Genomic DNA, 21770 nt, shown 5'->3' with positions numbered 1-21770 from the left:
ATTAACCAAACATTAATTCGGAATGGCAATAATTTTTCTGAATCAAAGCGAATGTCCCGTTTGTAAAAAAACTTTAGATAAAGGACAGGATATAGTTTTATTTCCTCCTTTCACCTCGGACAAGAATCATCAATTTTACTTATTTAATGATGAAGGAGCTCATCGTTCTTGTTTGCAGAAAGCAAAACTTGGAACAGAAGCTTTAAAATTTTTAGAAATAATTCTCCGATATAAATAAAAAATCCCACCCAAAAGGGCAGGATTTATATCTAAATTCAAGTCAAAATTATTCCCACTCAATAGTTGCAGGTGGTTTGCTTGAAATATCGTAAGCTACTCTGTTGATTCCTCTTACTTCGTTGATGATTCTGCTGGAAACAGTATCAAGGAACTCATAAGGAAGTCTGCTCCATGTTGCCGTCATAAAGTCGATCGTATTGGCAGAACGAACTACAGCTGTGTATTCGTAAGTTCTTTCGTCACCCATTACCCCTACAGATTTTACAGGAAGAAGTACAACAAATGCCTGAGATACTTTCTCGTAAAGATCATTTTTGTATAGTTCTTCGATGAAGATATCGTCAGCTTCCTGAAGGATTCTAACTTTTTCAGCATCTACAGCTCCCAATACTCTGATTCCTAATCCGGGACCTGGGAAAGGATGTCTGTATACCAGGTGGTGAGGAATTCCTAATTCTTCTCCTACTTTTCTTACCTCGTCTTTGAAAAGTTCTCTTAGCGGCTCTAATAATTCGAATTCCATATCTTCAGGAAGTCCGCCAACGTTGTGGTGAGACTTGATCACTGCAGACGGTCCGTTGACAGACTGGCTTTCGATAACGTCAGGATAAATGGTTCCCTGAGCTAAGAATTTAGCGCCTTCAATTTTGTGAGATTCTTCGTCAAATACGTGGATAAATTCGTTTCCGATGATTTTTCTCTTCGCTTCAGGATCATCTACTCCAGCTAGCTTTGAAAGGAATCTTTCTTTAGCATCCACCATTTTAATGTTCATATGGAAATGTTCTCCATACTGATCCATTACTTTTTTGCCTTCATCTTTTCTCAATAATCCCGTATCTACGAAGATACAAGTCAACTGATCTCCGATGGCTTTGTGGATCAAAACAGCCGCTACAGAAGAGTCTACTCCTCCTGAAAGACCAAGGATTACTTTATTGCCTCCTACTTTCTCACGGATTTCTTCAACGGTTCTGTCAATATAGTTGGTCAGTTTCCAGTTTTTCTCTGAATTACAGATTCCAAATACAAAGTTTTCAAGCATTTTTCCTCCTTCTTCTGTATGAGAAACTTCCGGGTGGAACTGAACACAGAATATTTTTTTGTCTTCATTAGAGATCGAAGCAATGACACCTGATTTTGCGTTTAATTCAAAACCTGCAGGTAACTCTCCTACCTCATCAAAGTGGCTCATCCAGACTACAGAATTCTGAGTTACTCCTTTCAATAAAGAGCTTTCTTTAACGATCTCTAAGTTTGCCTTACCATATTCTCCTTTTTCTCCTTTGTTTACTTTTCCTCCCAAAAGGTGGGCAGTCATCTGCATTCCGTAGCAGATTCCCAATACAGGAACTCCCTGCTCATATAATTCTTTTTCAACCAGGTGGGCATTTTCTGCATTCACAGAGCTTGGTCCACCGGAAAGGATGATTCCTTTTGGCTGTTTTGCTAAAATATCTTGTAATGGTGTATTGTAAGGTAAGATCTCAGAGTATACGCCCATCTCACGGATTCTTCTTCCGATAAGCTGGTTGTACTGGGATCCGAAATCTAAAATAATAATACCGTTGTTCATTTTTGATAATTGATAAATGATGATTGATAAATGATAGAGCTTATGGCGGCTCGCTTATGACTGATGGTTTGGAGATTACTCCAAATTAACCTTTATCCAACTCACGTCTAACCTGTAGCTTCTAACTTCTAATTATTAACTGTTTTACAAAAAAAGACTTGGAATGACTCCAAATCTTTTTTCGTGATTTTTATTAAAACTTTCCGATGTCTTCTCTGTAGAAGCCGTAATCGAAATGTACATGAGCTGCGTCTTCGTATACTTTTTTGCGGGCATCTTCATAGGTAGCTCCTGTAGCCACAATGTTCAGTACTCTACCACCATTGGAAACCACTTTATCACCTTTGCTGATGGCACCTGCATATAATAGTTTACTATGCTTCAACTTATCTTCTCCTGTGATTTCGAAGCCTGTTTCGATGTTTCTAGGATATCCTCCTGAGCACATTACCAGACAAACAGCTTTTTCGTCTTTGAATTTAAGCTCGATGTCTTTACCATCCATACAGTCCTGGATCACATCCAAAAGATTGTTTTCCAAAAGAGCCATCAATACCTGTGTTTCAGGATCTCCGAATCTCATGTTATACTCAAGAAGGTAAGCTCCGTTTTTCGTTACCATCAATCCGAAGAAGATGATCCCTTTAAATCCGAAACCTTCAGCTTTCAGTCCTTTTACAGTAGGCTCTAAGATATTTTTTTCAAAATCTGCATAATGTTCCTGAGTAAATTCCGGACTTGGTGCTACTGATCCCATACCTCCTGTATTAGGTCCTGTGTCACCATTTCCAGCTTTTTTATAGTCTTTTGCTGCTACACATGGGAATAGTTTTTCACCATTAGAGAACGCAATAATAGACGCTTCAAAACCTTGTAAATATTCTTCGATAACTAAACGGATACCTGCATCTCCATAGATTCTTCTGATCATAAAATCATGAATCGTAGCTTCAGCTTCTTCAAGGGTATCACAAATAACAACACCTTTTCCTCCAGCTAAACCACTTGCTTTAACTACTAAAGGATACTGCTGTGTCTTTACATATTCTATCGCTTCGTTATATGAATCAAATACCACAGCTTTAGCTGTTTTGATATCATAGGTCTGCATAAATTTCTTAGAGAAAGCTTTACTTCCTTCAAGGCTTGCCACTTTCTGAGTAGGACCGAAAACTTTAAGATCGTGCTTTTTAAACTCGTCCTTGATACCTGCTACAAGCGGTGCCTCAGGACCTACGATCGTAAGATCAATCTTTTCTTTAATGGCGAAATCTCTAAGTTCTTTGATTTCTGATAAATGAACATTTTTCCCTATTACATCGGTAGTAGCATTCCCGTTGGCAAAAAACATTTTAGAAATTCTCGGGTCATTCTGAAGCTTTGCCGCTAAAGCAGATTCTCTACCGCCTTCACCTATGATTAATATTCTCATACTTTATTTATTATCTAGTCTTAATTTACAAATATATAATTTTGAATGCTAAAAATACAATCCCTGATTATTTTTTAATTCTATTTTAATTAGTGGAAAAAGTGTCTGACACCTGTAAACATCATCGGGATTTTGTGCTCATTGGCTGCTTCTATACTATCCTGATCTTTTACACTTCCACCTGGCTGAATAATTGCCTTGATACCTTCCTGAGCGCAGAAGTCTACCACATCACGGAAAGGGAAAAATGCATCTGAAGCCAGCACCAGATCTCCGGAGAATTTTTCTTTAGCTCTTTCAATAGCCTGTTGCGTTGCCCAGATTCTGTTTACCTGTCCGCCACCGATACCGAATGCCTGAATTCCGTTGGAAACTACAATTGCATTTGACTTCACATATTTTACTACTCTCTGCGAGAAAAGTAATGCTTTTTTCTGTTCTTCTGTTGGCTGCACTTCAGTAACTACTTTAATATCGTCAGAGAAGTGGGTATCATTATCCTGAACAAGAATACCACCGTCTACCTTCACCCATGTCTGTTTGTCTGAAACAGGGTTTACGATTCTGATGATTCTCAGGTTTTTCTTTTTTCTTAAAATTTCAAGAGCTTCTTCATCAAATTCAGGAGCCATTACAATCTCAAGGAATGTTTTGTTCAGCTCTTCAGCTGTTGCTGCATCAATTTTATAGTTCATTGCAACAATTCCGCCAAAGATGGAAACCGGATCACATTCGAATGTTTTCTTGTATGTTTCCAGTGCTGAAGTCCCGATCGCCACACCACAAGGAGTAGAGTGTTTTACGGCACAGCAAGCCATTTCTTCTTTGAACTCATTTACTACTTTCCAGCAAAGGTCCATATCACGAAGATTATTGAAAGAAAGTTCTTTACCTCCAAGCTGTTCGAAGTCTTTCATGGCTCCGTTCTCGAAAGTAGAAACATAGTAAGCTGCCGTCTGGTGAGGATTTTCCCCGTATCTTAAGTCTGCAACTTTTTTATAAGAAGCATTCAGATAAGCAGGATAGTCTTCATCTAAAAGCATTCTTGAAATGGCTGCGTCATAAGCAGAAGTAAGGTTGAATACCTTTCCTGCAAGCTTTTTACGGGTTTCAATGTAAGTATCTCCGTTTTGCTCCATTTCAATTTTCACTGCTGCATAATCCTCAACATCAGTAATTACTGTTACGGAATCAAAGTTTTTAGCGGCAGAACGAAGCATTGACGGACCTCCGATGTCGATAAACTCAACTTTCTCATGTAAAGAAATGTCTTTGTTTACATTCTCAAAGAAAGGATAAAGGTTTACGATTACCATGTCAATCAGACCAATTCCGTGCTCCTGAACGGTTTTCATATGCTCTTCGTTGTTACGAACAGCCAATAATCCGCCGTGAACTTTAGGATGCAGAGTCTTCACTCTTCCATCAAGCATTTCAGGGAAATTGGTTACCTCATCAATCTGAATAGGATTTAAACCAGCGTCTTTCAAATGTTTGAACGTTCCTCCTGTAGAGATCAACTCATAATTCTGAGCTTCCAAAAACTGCGCGAATTCTATTAATCCACTTTTGTCAGAAACACTGATTAAAACTCTCTTTTTACTCATTTTACTTTCAATTTTTTACTTTTTACAGCTATTTCAAACTGTGTCCGGGTCTTTCACCTCCGGACTTACTTTTATTTTTTACTTAGATTTCTTTTTATTAATGTAACAATACATCAGTTTAATAATGTAACAATAAATGGTTGGTAAACTGGTACATTATTAGATTGCTACATGATCAGTTTCCCAAAACTTTATTGATCGCTACCGGGAAAATTTCATATTCAATCTGGTGAACTTTCTGGGCTAGCGTTTCAGGAGTATCATCTGCTGTCACTTCAAAAGATTTCTGAAGAATAGCTTCTCCCTCATCAATGCCCGGCGTTACAAAATGTACAGTTGCCCCACTCTCTACTTCTTTGGCTTCAATGACTGCATTATGAACGTTCATTCCCCACATTCCCTTTCCTCCGAATTTCGGAAGCAAAGCAGGGTGAATATTGATTATTTTACCATTCCAGTTTTCACAGAATTCAGATTTTAAAATAGATAAGAATCCTGCCAATACAATAAGGTCTGTATTTTCGGGGATTACTTTGGCCAATTCGCTGCTGAAGTTCTTTCCTCTCGGAATGAGTATATTTTCTATATTGTGATTCTTTGCTCTTTCCAGTCCGAAACATTCTCTGTCAGCTACCACCAATGTTACTTTTGCATTCTGGATTTCTCCTGAGTCAATAGTATCAATAATCCTTTGCAGATTGGTTCCTGAACCGGATACGAGTACAACGATGTTCTTCATATTTTTTGTAAAATGTAAAAGGTATTCATGTATTAATGACTTCCAACATCATGAATACATTTTACGTTAATACATTTATACAGTTAAGTTTATTTTCTCTGCTCCTTCAGTGATTTCTCCGATTTCGTAAGCGTCATCTAAAAGGTGTAATACTTTTTCAGCATGTTCAGCATCTACTACAACGATCATCCCTACCCCCATATTGAATGTTCCGTACATTTCCTCACGTGTTACTCCACCTCTTTTTTCAAGCTCAAGCATTACACTAGGAATTCTGATTCTGGATCCGTCGATAGATGCGCAAAGACCTTCAGGAATAATTCTTGGAACGTTTTCGTAAAGACCACCTCCTGTAATGTGAGCAATTCCGCTTACTTTTACTTCTTCCAATACTTTATGGATATCTTTATAATATAGTCTTGTAGGAACTAAAAGGGTTTCATATAATGGTTTTCCTTCAAACTCTTCTTCAAAGTTCGGGAATACTTTTCTTACTAAAGAGAATCCGTTTGAGTGAAATCCTGAGCTTGGTAATGCAATGATTTTATTACCAGCCTTAATGGTAGAACCATCAATAATCTGATCTTTTTCTACGATTCCTACACAGAATCCTGCAACATCATAATCTCCAGGCTGGTACATTCCCGGCATTTCAGCAGTTTCCCCACCAATCAGTGCACAGTTATTATCCTTACAAGCTTCCACCATTCCCAGAACAATTTCTGCAGCGATTTCTGAATCAAGCTTTCCACAAGCCAGATAATCTAAGAAGAATAATGGTTTAGCACCATGGCAAAGAATATCATTTGCACACATTGCGAAACAATCTACACCGATAGAATCATATTTTTTGGTATCTAAAGCTACTTTCAGCTTGGTCCCTACTCCATCTGTTCCTGATACAAGAACCGGATTTTTGTATCCGCCGATTTCATAGAAAGCACCAAAACTTCCCAAGTGGTTCAATACATTGGAATTGTGGGTTTCACCGACCGCTTTTTTGATCTTGTCAACCGTTTTGTATCCTTCTTCTTTGTCTACTCCTGCTGATTTGTAAGTGTTGCTCATGTCTGCTTAGATTTTTAGATTTCAGATTTCAGATCTTATACTATTTGATCTAGTAATAGTTTCCGGAATCTTATTATCTTTTAATATTTCAATTACTTTTATACTCGATTTTAGAAAACAAAAAAGCCGACAATCTTTTCAGATTATCGGCCGTTATTTTATCTCAGAATTTCAGAGCCCACAACTTTCCCTTTATGAGAAAAACATTGTTTATAGGAGGTCTGAATTTTCATCTCTTTTCTTTTTGCAAAAATAGTAATTTTAAATGAATATTCAAATTCTATTTTTCAAGGATCGTTTCAATAGCCGAAATCTTCTTAATTTTCTCTTTTAATTCATTGACTTTCTCTTCGTTAGATATTTTTTGAGTTTCTTTATCAAAGTTATCATTGAAGAAAGGAAGTGAAAAAGTATCCACCACATTTCCTCCATGGAAAGGAAAACGTTTTGATGCAGCTTCCAAAACTCCTGCTCCACCTCTGCCTCCCGGAGATGTAGACATCAATAGCATTGGTACTTCATTCCAAACGGTTCTGTCTTTGATTCTGGATACCCAGTCGAACACATTTTTGAATGCTGTAGAATATGTTCCGTTGTGCTCTCCCAAAGAAACCAGTAATACGTCAGCTCCGTCAATTTTTGCTGCGAAATCATGAGCTTCCTGAGGAACCCCATTAGCCAGTTCTCTTTCATGTTTGTAGATAGGCATTTCGAAAGGATTTAAATCGATCACTTCTACTTCTGCATTTTCAAATAATGTTGATGCATAGGCTACCAACTGCTTGTTCATTGAAACTTCTGAGTTACTTCCTGCTATTGCTAAAATTTTCATAAGTGAGGTTTATTTTTTAAGATTACAAATTTAGTTTTTTATTTAAGATAAGACGGCAGTTCCATCGGTACTTCCATTAATAATACTTCAGTGTCTTCCACGGCTTCTATATTAAAGCTCTGAGTGTCCCAGATTCCCAATCCGTCTCTTTCGTTCAGAACACGGTCCCCGATTTTTGCACTTCCTTTGAGAACAAATGCATACACTCCGTTTCCTTTCTTGTTGAGAATATAATTTTTACCATTTCCTTTTTTAAAGTTGGCCAGATTAAACCATGCATCCTGATGAATCCAGACTCCGTCATCATTTTTATTAGGTGATAAAATCTGTTGGAATCCATTGATTTTTTCTCCTTCTTTAATGCTTTTCTGATCATATCTTGGTTCAACATTAAGCTCTTTCGGGAAAACCCATATCTGAAGGAATTTTACTTCTTCATCTTTATTTTTATTGTACTCACTGTGCATAACACCGGTCCCGGCGCTCATTACCTGGATTTCTCCTTTTCTGATCACCGCTGTGGTTCCCATAGAATCTTTATGCTCAAGATCTCCTTCCAAAGGAATTGAAATAATTTCCATGTCCTTGTGCGGGTGTGTCCCGAAACCCATTCCCTGAGAAACGGTGTCATCATTTAATACTCTTAAAACTCCAAAATGTGTTCTGTCTCTGTTTTGATAGTTAGCAAAACTGAATGTATGATAAGAATTTAACCACCCATGGTTGGCATGGCCTCTTGAATCTGCTTTATGATATACTGTTTTCATTTCTGTGATTATTTATGATACAAATGTACGGCATGCAGATGTTTAAATAGTTGATGTAGGTTAAGAAAGGAAATTTGGAGGTAAAACAGCAAAAATGCGAAACAGTAAAAATGCTGTGGGAGCAAGTAAAATGGTTCTTTTATAGTTGGACTACACAATTATGTTTTTAAGGCGCAAGGATTTTATCTGTGATAAATTTTATAAAGATTGATGGATTGAACCAATTGTATAAATGCAAATATCTGTGTTATCTGGAGGATCTGCGGGAAACTAATAGGTTCTGAATGTAAAGTTTTGGCTAAAGCCAGTTGATAGGAGCTAAAAGAGAAAGCGGGCTAAAGCCCGCTCCTATTGAATATCTTTATACTATTTCAGTTTTAAATTAAAGTTTTCAACACAACTTATAATTTCTAATTTCTAACTTCTAGTTAAAAATGTACCTGCTTGATTTCTTCTTCAATTTCTTTAGGTGTTTCATCCTCAGATTTAATAAAAATCATGGTCACTACAGCCCCAATGAGCATGCAAATACCTCCTACCACAACATAATCCATAGCCTGTTTTCCAAAAATCCCACTTACGACAGGGCCTCCGAACAAACCATTGATGATCTGCGGAATTACTATAAAAAAATTGAATATCCCCATATAAACGCCCATTTTTCTTTGTGGAATCACCTCAATAAGCATTGCATAAGGCATTGCCAGAATACTTGCCCATGCAAAACCTAATCCTATCATAGAGATCCATAAATTGTTGACATCTTTAATGAAATACATTGATATGAGTCCTAACCCTCCACACAATAAGGCTAAAGCGTGAGTCTGTTTTTTACCGATCAGTTTAGCAATGGGTGTCAATAGAAAGGCAAAAGGAATCGCCCAGAGATTGTACATTCCGAAGAGCTTTCCGGTAAGGTCTCCGGCATCGTTGAATGCCTTTGAATGGGTATCTTCCGGGGAAAGTCCGAAATGATGAGTGGCCAGAGCACTGGTGGTGAATACCCACATTGTAAATAAGGCGAACCATGAAAAGAACTGAACAATTCCCAGCTTTTTCATCTGCGAAGGTATTGCTGCAAAGTCTTTAAAAATATCAGAAAATTTGGATTGATGTTTTTCTACTTCTTTTCCATCTTCAAAATCAGCAAATTCCTGTGGGGAATACTCTCTGGTTGTCATGATGGTATACAGAATAGATATAATAAGCAATGCTGCACCGATATAAAAGGAATAAATTACATTATCCGCTACAAATCCTGCCGGTGCTTCATTGGAAATCCCCATTTTTGTTAACCAATCTGGTAAATATGAACCCAGTACCGCCCCAATTCCAATTAAAATGGTTTGTACCGAGAATCCTATTGTTCCCTGATGTTTAGGGAGCATATCTCCTACCAAAGCCCTGAAAGGTTCCATGGCAATATTCACTGAAGCATCCATCATGGCGAGGAATATTACAGCTAACAAAAGCGCATTGGCAGCAAACATCTGAGTAACAGAAGCTGCATTCGGAAGTAAAACCAATCCTATTGCGCACAAGACGGCTCCAATCAGGAAATAAGGTTTTCTTCTTCCCAACGGACTCCATGTATTGTCACCCATATGTCCGATGATAGGCTGAATGATCAACCCTGTAATGGGAGCTACCAGCCAGAACCAGGATAGCTCGTGAACATCCGCTCCTAAATTTCCAAGAATACGGCTCGCATTTCCATTCTGTAATCCGAATGCCATCTGAATTCCCAAGAATCCCATGCTCATATTGATAATCTGGAGCATGGATAGGTCTGGTTTTTTCCTTTTTCCTACCTTCCCCGTATCATATTTCCCCATCATTATTGCCATTACGATTTCAGTTTTTGAATGAATGCATCTTCAATAGGTGCTTTTTCAGTAACCACTTTGTCAACAACCTCATTGGGAACCGTCATAGAAAGAACATACTGTTTTACCTTCCAGCTTCCATTGATTTTCTCTACCACTCCGGAACCTCTGCAAATTTTCATCTGGGTATCCAGTAATTCATCAAACCATGCTAGTTTTCCATCTTTGCTGAAGTAAATATTTCTTTTAAGGGCTTTAAAGTTCCAGGTTTTCTTTTTATCAAAATAAGGTTTTGCCCACACCATAAATGCTTTTTTATCCCAGATTTCGGTAGCATCTGTTCCGATGAAGGTAGATTCATCCTCAAACAGATTAAAATAGGCATTATAATCTGCTTTTGCCGCAGCTGCATTGAAGGTATCAAGCATGCTACTGATTTCCGATTTTTCTTTTTCAAATCCGGTTTTCGACTGTGCTGCAAGTAAGGAAAATCCCAGTAAAAAAAGGATTAGTGAATAAGCAGTCGTTAGTTTTTTCATATATAATAATTATTTTTCAAGTTCAATAATCAATGGAGTTTTTGCCGGAATGTTCATACTGTTTTGCATTGGAATTTCTTTGTCTGAAATAATTTCTTTTCCTTTTGTAAATCCATTCAGTGATTCTGCAAACCGTTTCAGATCTAACGTCTGATCTTTTTCATTATTGTTGATGATGACCATAACACTTTCTTTTTCATTGTATCGGAAATACACAAAAACACCGTCCTGGGGAACGAAATTTTTAGTTTTTCCATTATGAATCACATCTTTATCTTTTCTCCAGTTCAGTAGTTTTTGAGTAAACCGGAAAAATTCTTTCTGTTCCGGAGTTTGAGAGGATAGATTGAAAGCATTTTGTGTATCAGATTTCCATCCTCCCGGAAAGTCTCTGCGGATATCAGCATCGCCGCCGGTCTTTTTATCTCCTCTCATTCCTATTTCTGATCCGTAATAAATCTGAGGAATTCCTCTTACCGTTGAGATCAGAGTAAGTGCCATTTTATAAGCATCAGGATTGGCGTTAAAGATTTCATTCCACCTTTCGGTATCATGGTTTTCAAAGAATACGAGAAGATTGTTGATATCTGGATACAGAAAATCACTTGTAAAAGAGTCATAAACCCTGATCATTCCTTTATCCCAGCTTTCTTTTTCACTCAGAGCCTTAGGCATGTTTTCAAAGAGCATAAAATCCATCACCGATGGTAAATTTGAATTGTAATTTTCTATCGCCCCGATCTTCGAATTTTTCTGCCACGCTGCAATTTGTGCTGCTGTATACAGCCATGTTTCCCCTACAATATTGAATTTTGGATATTCATCTGTAATTGCTTTAGCCCATTTTGCCATGGCTTCTTTATCATTGTAAGGATAAGTATCTACACGGAATCCTCCCAGTTCAGCATATTCAATCCACCAGATCGCATTTTGAATCAGATATTTCAGGACCAAAGGATTTTTTTGGTTGATATCAGGCATGGTAGTATCGAACCATCCGTCCAATGCATATTTTTTATCAATATCAGAGGCATTGGTATCAAATTGCGTTGTCGTTTTATAGTTGGAACGTTTAAATCCTTTTTCTCCTTCATCAAACCAGTGTATCCAGTCTTTTGAAGGAAGATCTTTAATCATCCAGTGTGATCCTCCCCAGTGGTTGGTTACATAATCCATTACCAGCTTCATATTCCGTTTGTTCAGTTCCTGGGATAACTTTTTATAGTCTTCATTGGTTCCGTAACGGCCATCTATTTTATAGAGATCAGTTTGGGCATAGCCGTGATAGGAATATACTTTTTCGTTACCCTCATTTACAGGCGTAAGCCAGACCGCTGTTGCGCCCAGGTTCTGAATATAATCAAGGTTGTTGATAATTCCGCGAAGATCCCCTCCATGTCTGCCATTGGGTAGGCTTCGGTTTGCCTTTTCAGTAAGCTCCGGTTTTGAATCATTCTTTTCATCACCATTGGCAAAGCGGTCCGGCATGATCAGGTACATAAAGTCTTTTGAAGTAAAAGACTCACGGTTGGCAGATCCGGGATTTCTTTGTTTTAATTCATAGGTGTACGAAGCAAGATTCTTCTTACCTTTTTTAATATTGATGATAAACTTCGGAATGTTTATTTCATTGGTATCAACCGTAATAAAAACATAATTGGGATTATCCACTTTCCGGATGTCTTTAATCTGTATTCCCTCTGAAAGCGAAATCTCGTGGTTGGCGACTTCTTTTCCATAAACAAGAATCTGAAGTTCAGGATTTTTCATCCCTTTCCACCAGAATGCCGGCTCTACTCTTTCCAGATTTTTCTGGGAAAAAGCTAAAGAAGCAATCGAAAGGGCAAATGCTGCATATATTGTCTTCATATTAGTGTTCAATTTAGCATTAAATTTTCATATACACATTCAAAAATATGAAGGAAACCTTGTTTTTTAGTCTATAATCTTATAAAATATGAAGATGAAATACCTTCATTTCGAATTTAATAAAGAATATTTAACTTTTTTACAAAAAATTCATATTTAAAATCAGTTTTAACTACTTTTTATTTTTAGTTTTATAGAAAAAATGTTGGATTTCAGTAATATGTTCAAAACGGAAGGACCGGATGTTGTCTACACATGGACAATTCCTGTGTTTGCTGCTATTATTTTCATAGAAATGGCTTACAGTCACTTCAATAAAGAGAAAATCTATGAAACTAAAGATGTGGCAACAAATGTCCTTTTTGCCTTGCTTAATTATGGATTGGACATCATCATGAAAGGTTTTTCCTTATTTGTTATGATGTTTTTTTACCAGCATCGTCTTTTTGACTGGCAGGAAGGAATATGGTACTGGATTGCAGTTTTCCTGGCTCAGGACTTTGCGTATTATGTTCATCATTATGTAGATCATCATTCCAGAGTTTTCTGGGCGGTACATATCACACATCACAATTCTGACTATTTCAATATCAGCACGGGATTCAGAAGTCCTGTATTTCAGCCATTGTACAGATATCTGTTTTTCTCTCCGTTAGCATTTATGGGCTTTCATCCGTGGCATATTCTGGTAGCTTATTCTTCTATACAGATTTATGGTACTTTTGTTCATACCCAATCCATTAAAAGTATGGGATTTCTGGAATATATACTCGTTACTCCTTCTCATCACAGGGTACATCACGCATGTAATATTAAATATCTGGACCGCAATATGGGAATGGGCCTGATTATCTGGGATAAAATTTTCGGGACATTTGAAAAAGAAGATCCTGAAGTTCCTGTAAAATACGGTATCTATCCTAAAATGGAGTCAAAAGATCCGGCAACTACGCTATTCTATGAGTGGCGAAGAATTGGAAAAGATCTCAGACAGCCGGGAATTTCTTTTAAAGATCGTATCAAGTACCTTTTTTATTCACCGGGATGGAGACATGACGGAACCGGAAAAACGGTAAAACAGTACCAGAAGGAATATAAAGAAAAGAAAAAAATTCAGACTCCGGTTCAGGTAAAAGAACAGGTATCAGAATCTGAGAAGCAATATCCCCAACTCATTCAACAGACAGAGGATAAATAACAAAAATACCCCGGAACATTAAAAAATCAATGAACCGGGGCACCTTAGTGTATCTTAAAAAATTATTTTACTGGCTTAATTGAAATTGCGAAACCGCCGCTTCTTGCCATTTTAAAATTAATTTTTGATTTACCTGTAATCTCTTTTTTATAGATATTATAGCTTTGAGGATTATCAATATAATCAGCATCTTTTCCATCTTCATAGATTGTTGCTTCATATTTCTTTCCTTTATCCAGGAATGAGAAGTCTACAGTGTATTCACGTTTGTTTTCATCGGTAATACCTCCCACAAACCAGTTTTCAGTACCTTTCGCTTTTCTTGCTGTTACCACATAATCACCAGGTTCAGCGGCCAGGATTTTTGTATCATCCCAATCTGCTGCCACATCCTTGATAAACTGGAATGCATCCATATGTTTTTTATAGTTTTCAGGAAGGTCTGCAGCCATCTGAAGCGGCATGTACATGGTCACATAAAGCGCCAGCTGTTTTACCAATGTAGTTTTTACGAAACGGTTATCTCCAGGGAAATAATAGTCTAGTTTTGTCTGGAAAATTCCCGGCGTGTAATCCATAGAACCTCCCATCCATCTTGTAAATGGAAGAACTGTCTGGTGATCAGGTTTATTTCCTCCGAATGCTTCATATTCTGTTCCACGAGCTGCTTCTGCAGAGATGTAGTTCGGATAGGTACGGCTTTCCCCTGTAGGACGTACAGATTCGTGAGAATTAACCATTATTTTATATTCATTTGCTTTTTCTGCAATTCTGTAGTAATGATTAATAGTCCATTGAGAATAATGATGTTCTCCTCTAGGAATGATATCTCCTACATATCCTGTTTTTACGGCATCATATCCATATTTTTTCATGGTCTGGAACGCTTTGTCTGCCCATCTTTCATAATTTGTTGCAGAACCTGAAGTTTCGTGGTGCATGATCAGCTTAATTCCTTTTGAATGTGCATATTCATTCAACATTTTGATGTCAAAATCCGGATAAGGAGTAATAAAATCGAAAACAAATTCTTTTGAATGTCCGAACCAGTCTTCCCAACCAATATTCCATCCTTCAATCAGCAATCCCTGGAAACCATTTTCTGCAGCGAAATCAATATATTCTTTAACTTTTGTATTGTTGGCTGCATGTTTTCCGTTTGGAGTTAACTTGGTAAAATCTGTTTTACCTAAATGAACATTCTCTGCAGTAGAATATGCCCACTGAGATTTTCCGATAATCATTTCCCACCAGACACCCATGTATTTTGTAGGATGAATGTAAGAGGTATCGGTATATTTTGTAGGCTCATTCAGGTTAAAGATCATTTTGGAATCCATTACCTGCTCTGCTTTCGGCGCTACAATAATTGTTCTCCACGGAGTTACTGAAGGAGTTTGAATATATCCTTTCGCTCCTTGTCTGTCGGCTGTTAAGTGCGTTTTGAATTTATAATTCTGTGCATCTACTTCAAGATGTGAAGCCGGATAATCCAATACAGCAGCTTCAGCAACGTTGATATACAAAGGCTCTTTTCCTTCTTTTTTAAGCATTAAAGGAGACTGAACTGCGTTTTTCACCAATGACTGGGAAGCATTTGCATCGTATGCCTTGTCCCATTTTGAAGGAATCTCAGATACTTTTGTTTCCTGATACTGATATTCCTGAGAATCATAGTCTGCCACGATCCACCATGCTTTCATATCGGTAGGGAAATCGATTTCAGAGTCTTCTTCTCTGATCACAAAATAGTTAAGATTTTTCTGCTGCGGGAATTCATAACGGAATCCAAGCCCGTCATTAAACAATCTGAACTTTACCACAATGCTTCTGTCTGTAGAAGCCTGGTTTAGGGTAACCGCCAGCTCGTTGTAGTTATTGATATAATTTTTCTTTTCTCCTAAAACCGGCTGCCAGGTTTCATTTTTGGAGTCTCTTTTTTCATCTGTCTTTGCAAAACCGTTGTTCAGGTCGTATTTTGCATCTTCTGGTTTGGCAATCTCAGAAGCGAACTTTATAGCTGTGTCTTTAAATAATCTCAATCCCAATTTAGAATCTTCAACCACTACCGCACCATTGTATTTCAGGTTGTAGTAAGGTACTCCCTCTTTCAGCTGAAAGTTCATTTCGAACTTCCCGTCCGGAGATTTTAAAGATTGGGCTTTCACACCTGTAAACATCATTGAGAGCAAAAGCGCTCCAACTGTAATTTTCTTCATAATGACTATTTATTAACTTAAAAAATAGATAAAGTACTGCGGTAAAGCAGCACATTACCTATTTTTATTATTACTTAATTATTATAATGCTTCTATTTTATATGTACCTAACTTCAGGTCTACAGAAATTTTGTAACTTCCTCCTGTTCCATCAAATTTAATGTTTCCATTACTTCCTTTAGGAGCTATAAGGCCTGAGTTTCCGTCTCCGGAGATATTTCCCCAGTCAAGATCTCCCCAACTCTGCTGACCCAGAAATTTAAATTGAGAACCTGCCGGAAGCGTAATAGTATGTTCAAATTTACCTCCGCCTAAATTCGTCATAGGGATCGCTCCGGCTGCATTCCAGCCGTTAATTGTACCCACCATATAAAGATTTGCAGGATTCCAGTTGTTGATTGCAGAAGGAACTACATCTATAGTTTTTTTAGCAAGATCAGAATCGATAGTAATTTTATACATTCCTGAAGCTCCGGTAAACAAAATATTTTCAGGCGCAGCAGCTGCCAGATTGGATGACCATGTTTTAAAATATTTATTAGAAGTCTGCATTCCTGATGTATCTAAACTATAATTTAAAGGGCTCCAATCTTTCTGTCCTAAAAATCTGAATGCTTTTCCACTTTCCAGATACGTATAAATTGTAGAAATATTTTCATTTTTATATAACATCTGGGCCGCTCCTGCATTCCAGCCCACTGCAGATGCTTCTCCTACAATATAAAAAGAAGGATATTCCGTCAGGTAAGGAGTAATGGTCATCGGAATTACATTGGAATAAGATACTACAGCATTTCCTACAGAGACCTTCATTCTTACTTCAATATTTGCGGCAACTCCAGGAAGGAACCCAGCATCAAGAATAATTTTATTTAAATCTTTTACAGTAAAAGTTCTGGACAGATCACCTGCAGTCAGATCTGCACTTTTGGCACCCGCAAAACCTGTTCCTGCTTTAGCGAACTCGAGAGCATTGCTGTTAACAACAGCCAGATTAAATACAGGATTTGTCCAAGTAAATTTTACTGCTTTATCATTTTCATTAGCTTTAAGCAAAACCAATGTAGTGGCATCTCCTGCTAAAGTAGGCTTTTTTGTCACCTCAAGCACCGCCTTGTCTTCATCTTTTTCGCAGGAAACTACCAAAAATCCTAAAACAAAAAGCGTAAATATTTTGAATAAATTTTTCATTGTAATCAAGTTTTAAATTAGTACCCAGGATTCTGAATCAGATTAGGATTGGCTACAATATCTTTCGCTGGGATCGGGAAAAGATTTCTATAGCTTTCTACGGCTTTCCCTTCTTTTACATTTCCTTTCCACGGCCATAAATAATCTCCTGTTGTAAACTTGTTGAAACGGATAAGATCACTTCTTCTGGTCATTTCCCAGGATAATTCTCTGGCTCTCTCATCTAAAATGAAATTCAGATTGATAGAAGAAACGTTTCCGCTCGTATCTCCATAAGCACGTTGTCTCAGCTGATTAATATAACCGATTGCCGTTGCCTGATTACCACCAGCACCTCCTCTCAAGACAGCTTCAGCATACATCAGATAAATATCGGCTAAACGGTATAACGGGATATCAGCTTCAACCCAGTTAGGATGAGCCCCAGCAGATCCGTTACTTTTAACATTCTTAAATTTGATAAAAGCATAACCATCTGTGAATGATCCTAAATCATTAATTTCTAAATTCTGTCCTGTGGTAAAGAATCTTCCTCTTTTATCACTTCCATTAGCCGGAAACAACCCAACAAATGCTTTTGTAGTTCTTAAACCACTCCATCCGCCATTCACTCCAAAGTCAGCAGCTTTCATATCACCTCCTATTGCAGCATGAACAAGATAAGTTGTTCCCCCGTTGGTTTGTGTATTAATTCCGTCAAAATTTACGCTTAAAATCTGCTCCGGGTTATTGATATTATTATCAGCAAGGAACAAATCGTCGTATTTAGGTTTTAAAGAATATCCTGCTGCAATTACTTTGTTACAGTATGTAATACAGTCTGTATTCCTTTGGGTTCCTGTATAAACTTCAGCATTTAAATATAATTTTGCCAACAATGCCCAGACAGCAGCTTTATCTGCTCTGCCATATTCATTTGTTTTAGGATCTTTTAACTCTCCTGCTACAGCAAGCAATTCAGATTCTATATAATTAAATAATGCTTTTCTTTCTATCCTTTGTGGCGGGTTGACAGATCCCGGCAAGTATGATTCATCAACAAAAGGAACATTTCCGAACATATCAATCGCATGGTAGTATGATTGTGCTCTCAGGAAACGCGCTTCTGCTCTCATCAATTTTGCCTGAGTAAGATTGTCTCCTGTAATATTATTGGAAGCTAATTTTTCATCGGTAACATTTCTTAAGAATTCATTACAAAAAGCAATTTCTGTATATATTCTATAATACATAGCTGCAATAAACTCATTGGAAGCATCCCATGTCATTTTGTGAAGCGTGTGAAGGTTTCCGTCATTCCATCCTATGACTGCTTCATCTGTTGTTACGACATTCAAAGTGTACATTAATCTTGTATACTGAGAAAAACCACCGTTGATCCCATTAATATCACTATCCGGCTGATCACCATCTCCACTTACCTGGCCACCCATAGCAAGACCTCCGTAAAGTTTTGCCAGAACATTTTTGTAATTGGCAAAATCTTTATAAATACTTGCTGAAGTAACATCTGTGATAGGTTCTCTTTCAAGGTCTTTCACACAAGAAGTTGCTGTCAATAAAAATACTGCAGAAAGAGGCAATACTATATTTTTTAGTTTAATTCTATTTAGTTTCATTGAATTCTTATTTAAAATTGGAAGTTAAAACCTAAAGAATAAATCCTAGGCATTTGATAATAACCGTTATCTATTCCACCAAAAACTTCAGGATCTACCCCAGAGTATTTAGTGATCACAAAAACATTTTGTGCCATCGCATATATTTTCAGATTACTTCCTTTAGAAAAAACTTCTCCGAAATTGTATCCGACATTAATATTATCCAGTCTCAGGAATGAAGCATTCTCAACGTAAATATCTGATTTATATTGAGGAACAGAAAATTGATATTGTGGTGCTGTTGCAAATACGTTTTGAAGATATTCATTTGTGGACGCCGACTGCAGCGAACTGTTGGACGCAGCATTATTATATACATAGTTTCCTAAGACAGCTCTTGCACTTAATGCAAAATCCCAGTTTTTATGAGATACTTTTGTAGAGAAACCTAAAATGGCATCAGGTGTTGTGGATTTGTAATAATACATATCTTTTGTATTGATTACCCCATCTCCGTTTCTGTCTACATAAGCTCCGTCAACTGGCTTTCCATTGGTATCATATACTTGTTGATAAACCCAGAATGAATTTGGTGCATATCCTACGGCATGAGCCTGAATCCTGTTTCCGGAACCTCCTTCAATTCCACCCACTTCCATATTGAATGATTCATCAGCTCTGTCTTTAAGCTTAGTAATCACCGGCTTGTAATGAGTAGCATTAAAACTTACTTCCCAGGTTGTATTTTGATTTTTAACCGGAATTACAGTAATACTTCCTTCAATCCCTTCATTTTTCATATCTCCTACATTTTGCCAGCTTGCATTACTTAAACCTCCTGCAGGTTCATCAGCATATACAAGAAGGTCTTTAGTATCTTTTCTGAAAATATCTATTGATCCTGTAATTCTGTTTTTATTAAATCCAAAATCTAATCCTAGATTTTTAGTTGTTGTTGTTTCCCAAGTCAGGTTTGGGTTATAATTAGCAGGCCTGAACATAAAATAGAATTCATTTCCAAACTGATACCCTGCTCCCTGATAGCTGGGGTTATAAGCTGCAAACGCCGGATAGTTATTAGGTTTATTACCGTTCAAAGCTGGCAATTCCTGCTGACCTGTTTTCCCCCATCCTGCTCTTAATTTTAAAGTACTGATAGCAGATATGTTTTTAATGAAACTTTCTTCATTAAGTTTCCATGCTAATGAAACCCCAGGGAAAACTCCCCATACATTATCTCTGGTTCCATTAAAGAATCTTGAAGAACCATCTTTACGAACTGATCCTGAAATAACATATTTATTAGCTATTGTAAAAATAGCTCTTCCATAGAAAGAGATCAATGTATTTTGAGTTTTGAAGTCTAAATCCTGCGAGTTAATTCCTGTTCCTCTATAAGTGATAGCTCCTGGAAGATAAATATTGAAATCCTGATAAGAATATCCTGCAGTAATATCTACACCAGTATTAATGGCACTGATATTTTTCACATAATTAAAGTAGGTCTCCAAAAGCTTGTTTTTCTTTTCCATAGAATAGAAATTTGAGCTTCCTTTATCTTCAAAACCTGGTCTCAGACGGGCATCTTTAAATTTATGTCCATCACTTTTTGTATAATCATATCCGGCATTTACATTGAAATGAAGGTCCGGAAGGAAGTGAAACTTATAATCTAATTGAATATTTCCCAATCCTCTCAATACAGAAGAGACATCTCTTACGCCATTGATCATTCCAAGAGGGTTTGAATTGGCATTTACATTATAACCTGTTGCAGATCCTGAGTCCAGCCATTCATAATAGCCTCCATAATTAGAGTTTCCTGAATATATAGGTTGTGTAGGATCAAAATAAGTAGCCGCCTTAATCACTCCACCATCTACAAATCTATTATCAGTAAATGTTCCTTTTGCGTTTACATTTACTGATAAATGATTATCAAAGAATTTAGGGTTTAAGTTCAACCCTACGGAGGTTCTGCGGAAAGAATTTGATTTTACAATACCGTTCTGCTCATTATATCCTAATGATAAACGATATGGCAGACCTTTAATACCTCCCGAAAGCGCAACGTTATTATCTGTACCCCATGCTGCCTGATAAATCTGATCCTGCCAGTCGGTATCAGCATTTCCTAACTTAGTTTTATAACCAGCAGGAGCATATGTATTAACAAAATCTCTAAACTCCTGAGCATTTAATACATCAACCTTTCCCATTTTAGTAGAAACCGAAGTCACCGTTGAAAAATTCACTTTGAACTTTCCTGCCGTTCCTTTCTTGGTTGTAATGAGAATAACCCCATTGGAAGCTCTATTACCATAAATAGCAGTAGCAGATGCATCTTTAAGGATATCAAATGTTTCAATATCGTTCGGGTTAATTAATGATAGAGGGTCTGACACTCCATTCATTCCTACAAAGTCCTGAGGAACTCCATCAATTACTATCAAAGGTGAATTCTCTCCACTTAAAGAAGAAGTTCCCCTGATTCTGATTTTTGTACCCGATCCAGGTGCCCCACTGTTATTGGTAATCTGTACCCCTGGTGTTTTACCCTGGATCAACTGACCCGCTGACGTAGCTCCCCCGTTGAAGTCTTTAGCCGTTACAGAGGTTATAGAGCCGGTAAGGTCAGATTTTTTCTGCTTTCCGTACCCAATCAGTACAACCTCATCGATCTTTTTCTCCTGAGGAACAGAGTCCTTTTTCTGCGCATGCATTACTGTACTGGCCAGTAAAAAAGCGGGCGCGATTTTTAATACTGTTGTAAAATTCTTCACAATCTTATTTTTTATAGTTTCGTTTTTTAAGTCTTATTTTAGCCTAAAGCCAGACTCGCAATTTAAAAAAAAATTAGAATTATTATAAATTTAATATAATTTTAGTTAAAATTATGTATATTACGAAACCCATTTTAGTTAGTTTTTTAAGATACAATATTTTACAACGTCTTATGCTTTGCATAATATTTATTTCAATTTAAGAAAATGTTAAACAATTGTTTAACTTTATTTTGAGTTTGAGCCTTAAAATTCGCATTCTGCATCATAATAACACCACCAA

General features: G+C 37.1%; 15 protein-coding genes. 1 reads left to right on the top strand and 14 read right to left on the bottom strand.

Features of this window, described 5'->3' with window-relative positions; genetic code table 11:
• Window positions 1-286: 286 nt before the first annotated feature.
• From guaA to EL165_RS00105, 10 genes are all read right to left on the bottom strand, one after another.
• Window positions 287-1816: a glutamine-hydrolyzing GMP synthase gene (gene guaA / locus EL165_RS00150; protein WP_002980415.1), complete on the bottom strand. Its 1530-nt coding sequence runs from the start codon at window positions 1814-1816 to the stop codon at window positions 287-289.
• Window positions 1817-2009: 193 nt separating this feature from the next.
• Window positions 2010-3248 carry a phosphoribosylamine--glycine ligase gene (purD, locus tag EL165_RS00145; RefSeq protein WP_002980418.1) on the bottom strand — a complete coding sequence of 413 codons (1239 nt, stop codon included), beginning with the start codon at window positions 3246-3248 and terminating at the stop codon, window positions 2010-2012.
• 89 nt (window positions 3249-3337) lie between these two features.
• The gene (gene purH / locus EL165_RS00140) at window positions 3338-4855 is read right to left on the bottom strand and encodes a bifunctional phosphoribosylaminoimidazolecarboxamide formyltransferase/IMP cyclohydrolase (protein ID WP_002980419.1); all 1518 of its coding nucleotides are present in this window, start codon (window positions 4853-4855) and stop codon (window positions 3338-3340) included.
• Between the two features lie 175 nt (window positions 4856-5030).
• Window positions 5031-5594, bottom strand: coding sequence for a phosphoribosylglycinamide formyltransferase (gene purN, locus EL165_RS00135; RefSeq protein ID WP_002980421.1), 564 nt, complete (start codon window positions 5592-5594; stop codon window positions 5031-5033).
• Window positions 5595-5669: 75 nt separating this feature from the next.
• Entirely contained in the window at window positions 5670-6662 is a 993-nt protein-coding gene (gene purM, locus EL165_RS00130; protein ID WP_002980423.1) for a phosphoribosylformylglycinamidine cyclo-ligase, read from the bottom strand.
• Between the two features lie 280 nt (window positions 6663-6942).
• On the bottom strand, window positions 6943-7494 hold the full coding sequence (locus EL165_RS00125; RefSeq protein ID WP_002980425.1) for an NADPH-dependent FMN reductase: 552 nt from the start codon (window positions 7492-7494) through the stop codon (window positions 6943-6945).
• 38 nt (window positions 7495-7532) lie between these two features.
• Entirely contained in the window at window positions 7533-8261 is a 729-nt protein-coding gene (locus tag EL165_RS00120) for a pirin family protein (RefSeq protein WP_002980427.1), read from the bottom strand.
• Window positions 8262-8689: 428 nt separating this feature from the next.
• Window positions 8690-10108 (bottom strand): MFS transporter, encoded by a 1419-nt coding sequence (locus tag EL165_RS00115; RefSeq protein ID WP_002980430.1) that lies wholly within the window; start codon window positions 10106-10108, stop codon window positions 8690-8692.
• On the bottom strand, window positions 10108-10626 hold the full coding sequence (locus tag EL165_RS00110; RefSeq protein WP_002980431.1) for a nuclear transport factor 2 family protein: 519 nt from the start codon (window positions 10624-10626) through the stop codon (window positions 10108-10110). Before EL165_RS00110 ends, EL165_RS00115 begins: the two co-directional genes overlap by 1 nt.
• Before the next feature lie 9 nt (window positions 10627-10635).
• Window positions 10636-12495, bottom strand: a complete 1860-nt coding sequence (locus tag EL165_RS00105) for a glycoside hydrolase family 13 protein (protein WP_002980433.1) — start codon at window positions 12493-12495, stop codon at window positions 10636-10638.
• A gap of 202 nt (window positions 12496-12697) precedes the next feature.
• Here EL165_RS00105 and EL165_RS00100 point away from each other — a divergent pair, with 202 nt between their 5' ends.
• Window positions 12698-13693 (top strand): sterol desaturase family protein, encoded by a 996-nt coding sequence (locus EL165_RS00100; protein ID WP_002980435.1) that lies wholly within the window; start codon window positions 12698-12700, stop codon window positions 13691-13693.
• 62 nt (window positions 13694-13755) lie between these two features.
• Here EL165_RS00100 and EL165_RS00095 read toward each other — a convergent pair whose 3' ends face one another.
• From EL165_RS00095 to EL165_RS00080, 4 genes are all read right to left on the bottom strand, one after another.
• Window positions 13756-15912: a glycoside hydrolase family 97 protein gene (locus tag EL165_RS00095; protein WP_002980437.1), complete on the bottom strand. Its 2157-nt coding sequence runs from the start codon at window positions 15910-15912 to the stop codon at window positions 13756-13758.
• A gap of 81 nt (window positions 15913-15993) precedes the next feature.
• Entirely contained in the window at window positions 15994-17103 is a 1110-nt protein-coding gene (locus EL165_RS00090; protein WP_002980439.1) for a SusE domain-containing protein, read from the bottom strand.
• Window positions 17104-17120: 17 nt separating this feature from the next.
• Window positions 17121-18722, bottom strand: a complete 1602-nt coding sequence (locus EL165_RS00085; protein ID WP_002980442.1) for a RagB/SusD family nutrient uptake outer membrane protein — start codon at window positions 18720-18722, stop codon at window positions 17121-17123.
• A gap of 11 nt (window positions 18723-18733) precedes the next feature.
• Window positions 18734-21487, bottom strand: a complete 2754-nt coding sequence (locus EL165_RS00080; protein WP_002980444.1) for a SusC/RagA family TonB-linked outer membrane protein — start codon at window positions 21485-21487, stop codon at window positions 18734-18736.
• Window positions 21488-21770: the final 283 nt, after the last annotated feature.

It is taken from the genome of Chryseobacterium gleum (assembly GCF_900636535.1).
GTDB classification, from domain to species: domain Bacteria; phylum Bacteroidota; class Bacteroidia; order Flavobacteriales; family Weeksellaceae; genus Chryseobacterium; species Chryseobacterium gleum.
The sequence above is the reverse complement of the archived record's forward strand: the minus strand, read 5'-3'. Positions and strand labels throughout refer to the sequence as shown.

Bases quoted from the DNA above. Each gene is read 5' to 3' on its own strand.
- guaA (WP_002980415.1), bottom strand. From the start codon at position 1,816: ATGAACAACGGTATTATTATTTTAGATTTCGGATCCCAGTACAACCAG.
- purD (WP_002980418.1), bottom strand. From the start codon at position 3,248: ATGAGAATATTAATCATAGGTGAAGGCGGTAGAGAATCTGCTTTAGCG.
- purH (WP_002980419.1), bottom strand. From the start codon at position 4,855: ATGAGTAAAAAGAGAGTTTTAATCAGTGTTTCTGACAAAAGTGGATTA.
- purN (WP_002980421.1), bottom strand. From the start codon at position 5,594: ATGAAGAACATCGTTGTACTCGTATCCGGTTCAGGAACCAATCTGCAA.
- purM (WP_002980423.1), bottom strand. From the start codon at position 6,662: ATGAGCAACACTTACAAATCAGCAGGAGTAGACAAAGAAGAAGGATAC.
- EL165_RS00125 (WP_002980425.1), bottom strand. From the start codon at position 7,494: ATGAAAATTTTAGCAATAGCAGGAAGTAACTCAGAAGTTTCAATGAAC.
- EL165_RS00120 (WP_002980427.1), bottom strand. From the start codon at position 8,261: ATGAAAACAGTATATCATAAAGCAGATTCAAGAGGCCATGCCAACCAT.
- EL165_RS00115 (WP_002980430.1), bottom strand. From the start codon at position 10,108: ATGGCAATAATGATGGGGAAATATGATACGGGGAAGGTAGGAAAAAGG.
- EL165_RS00110 (WP_002980431.1), bottom strand. From the start codon at position 10,626: ATGAAAAAACTAACGACTGCTTATTCACTAATCCTTTTTTTACTGGGA.
- EL165_RS00105 (WP_002980433.1), bottom strand. From the start codon at position 12,495: ATGAAGACAATATATGCAGCATTTGCCCTTTCGATTGCTTCTTTAGCT.
- EL165_RS00100 (WP_002980435.1), top strand. From the start codon at position 12,698: ATGTTGGATTTCAGTAATATGTTCAAAACGGAAGGACCGGATGTTGTC.
- EL165_RS00095 (WP_002980437.1), bottom strand. From the start codon at position 15,912: ATGAAGAAAATTACAGTTGGAGCGCTTTTGCTCTCAATGATGTTTACA.
- EL165_RS00090 (WP_002980439.1), bottom strand. From the start codon at position 17,103: ATGAAAAATTTATTCAAAATATTTACGCTTTTTGTTTTAGGATTTTTG.
- EL165_RS00085 (WP_002980442.1), bottom strand. From the start codon at position 18,722: ATGAAACTAAATAGAATTAAACTAAAAAATATAGTATTGCCTCTTTCT.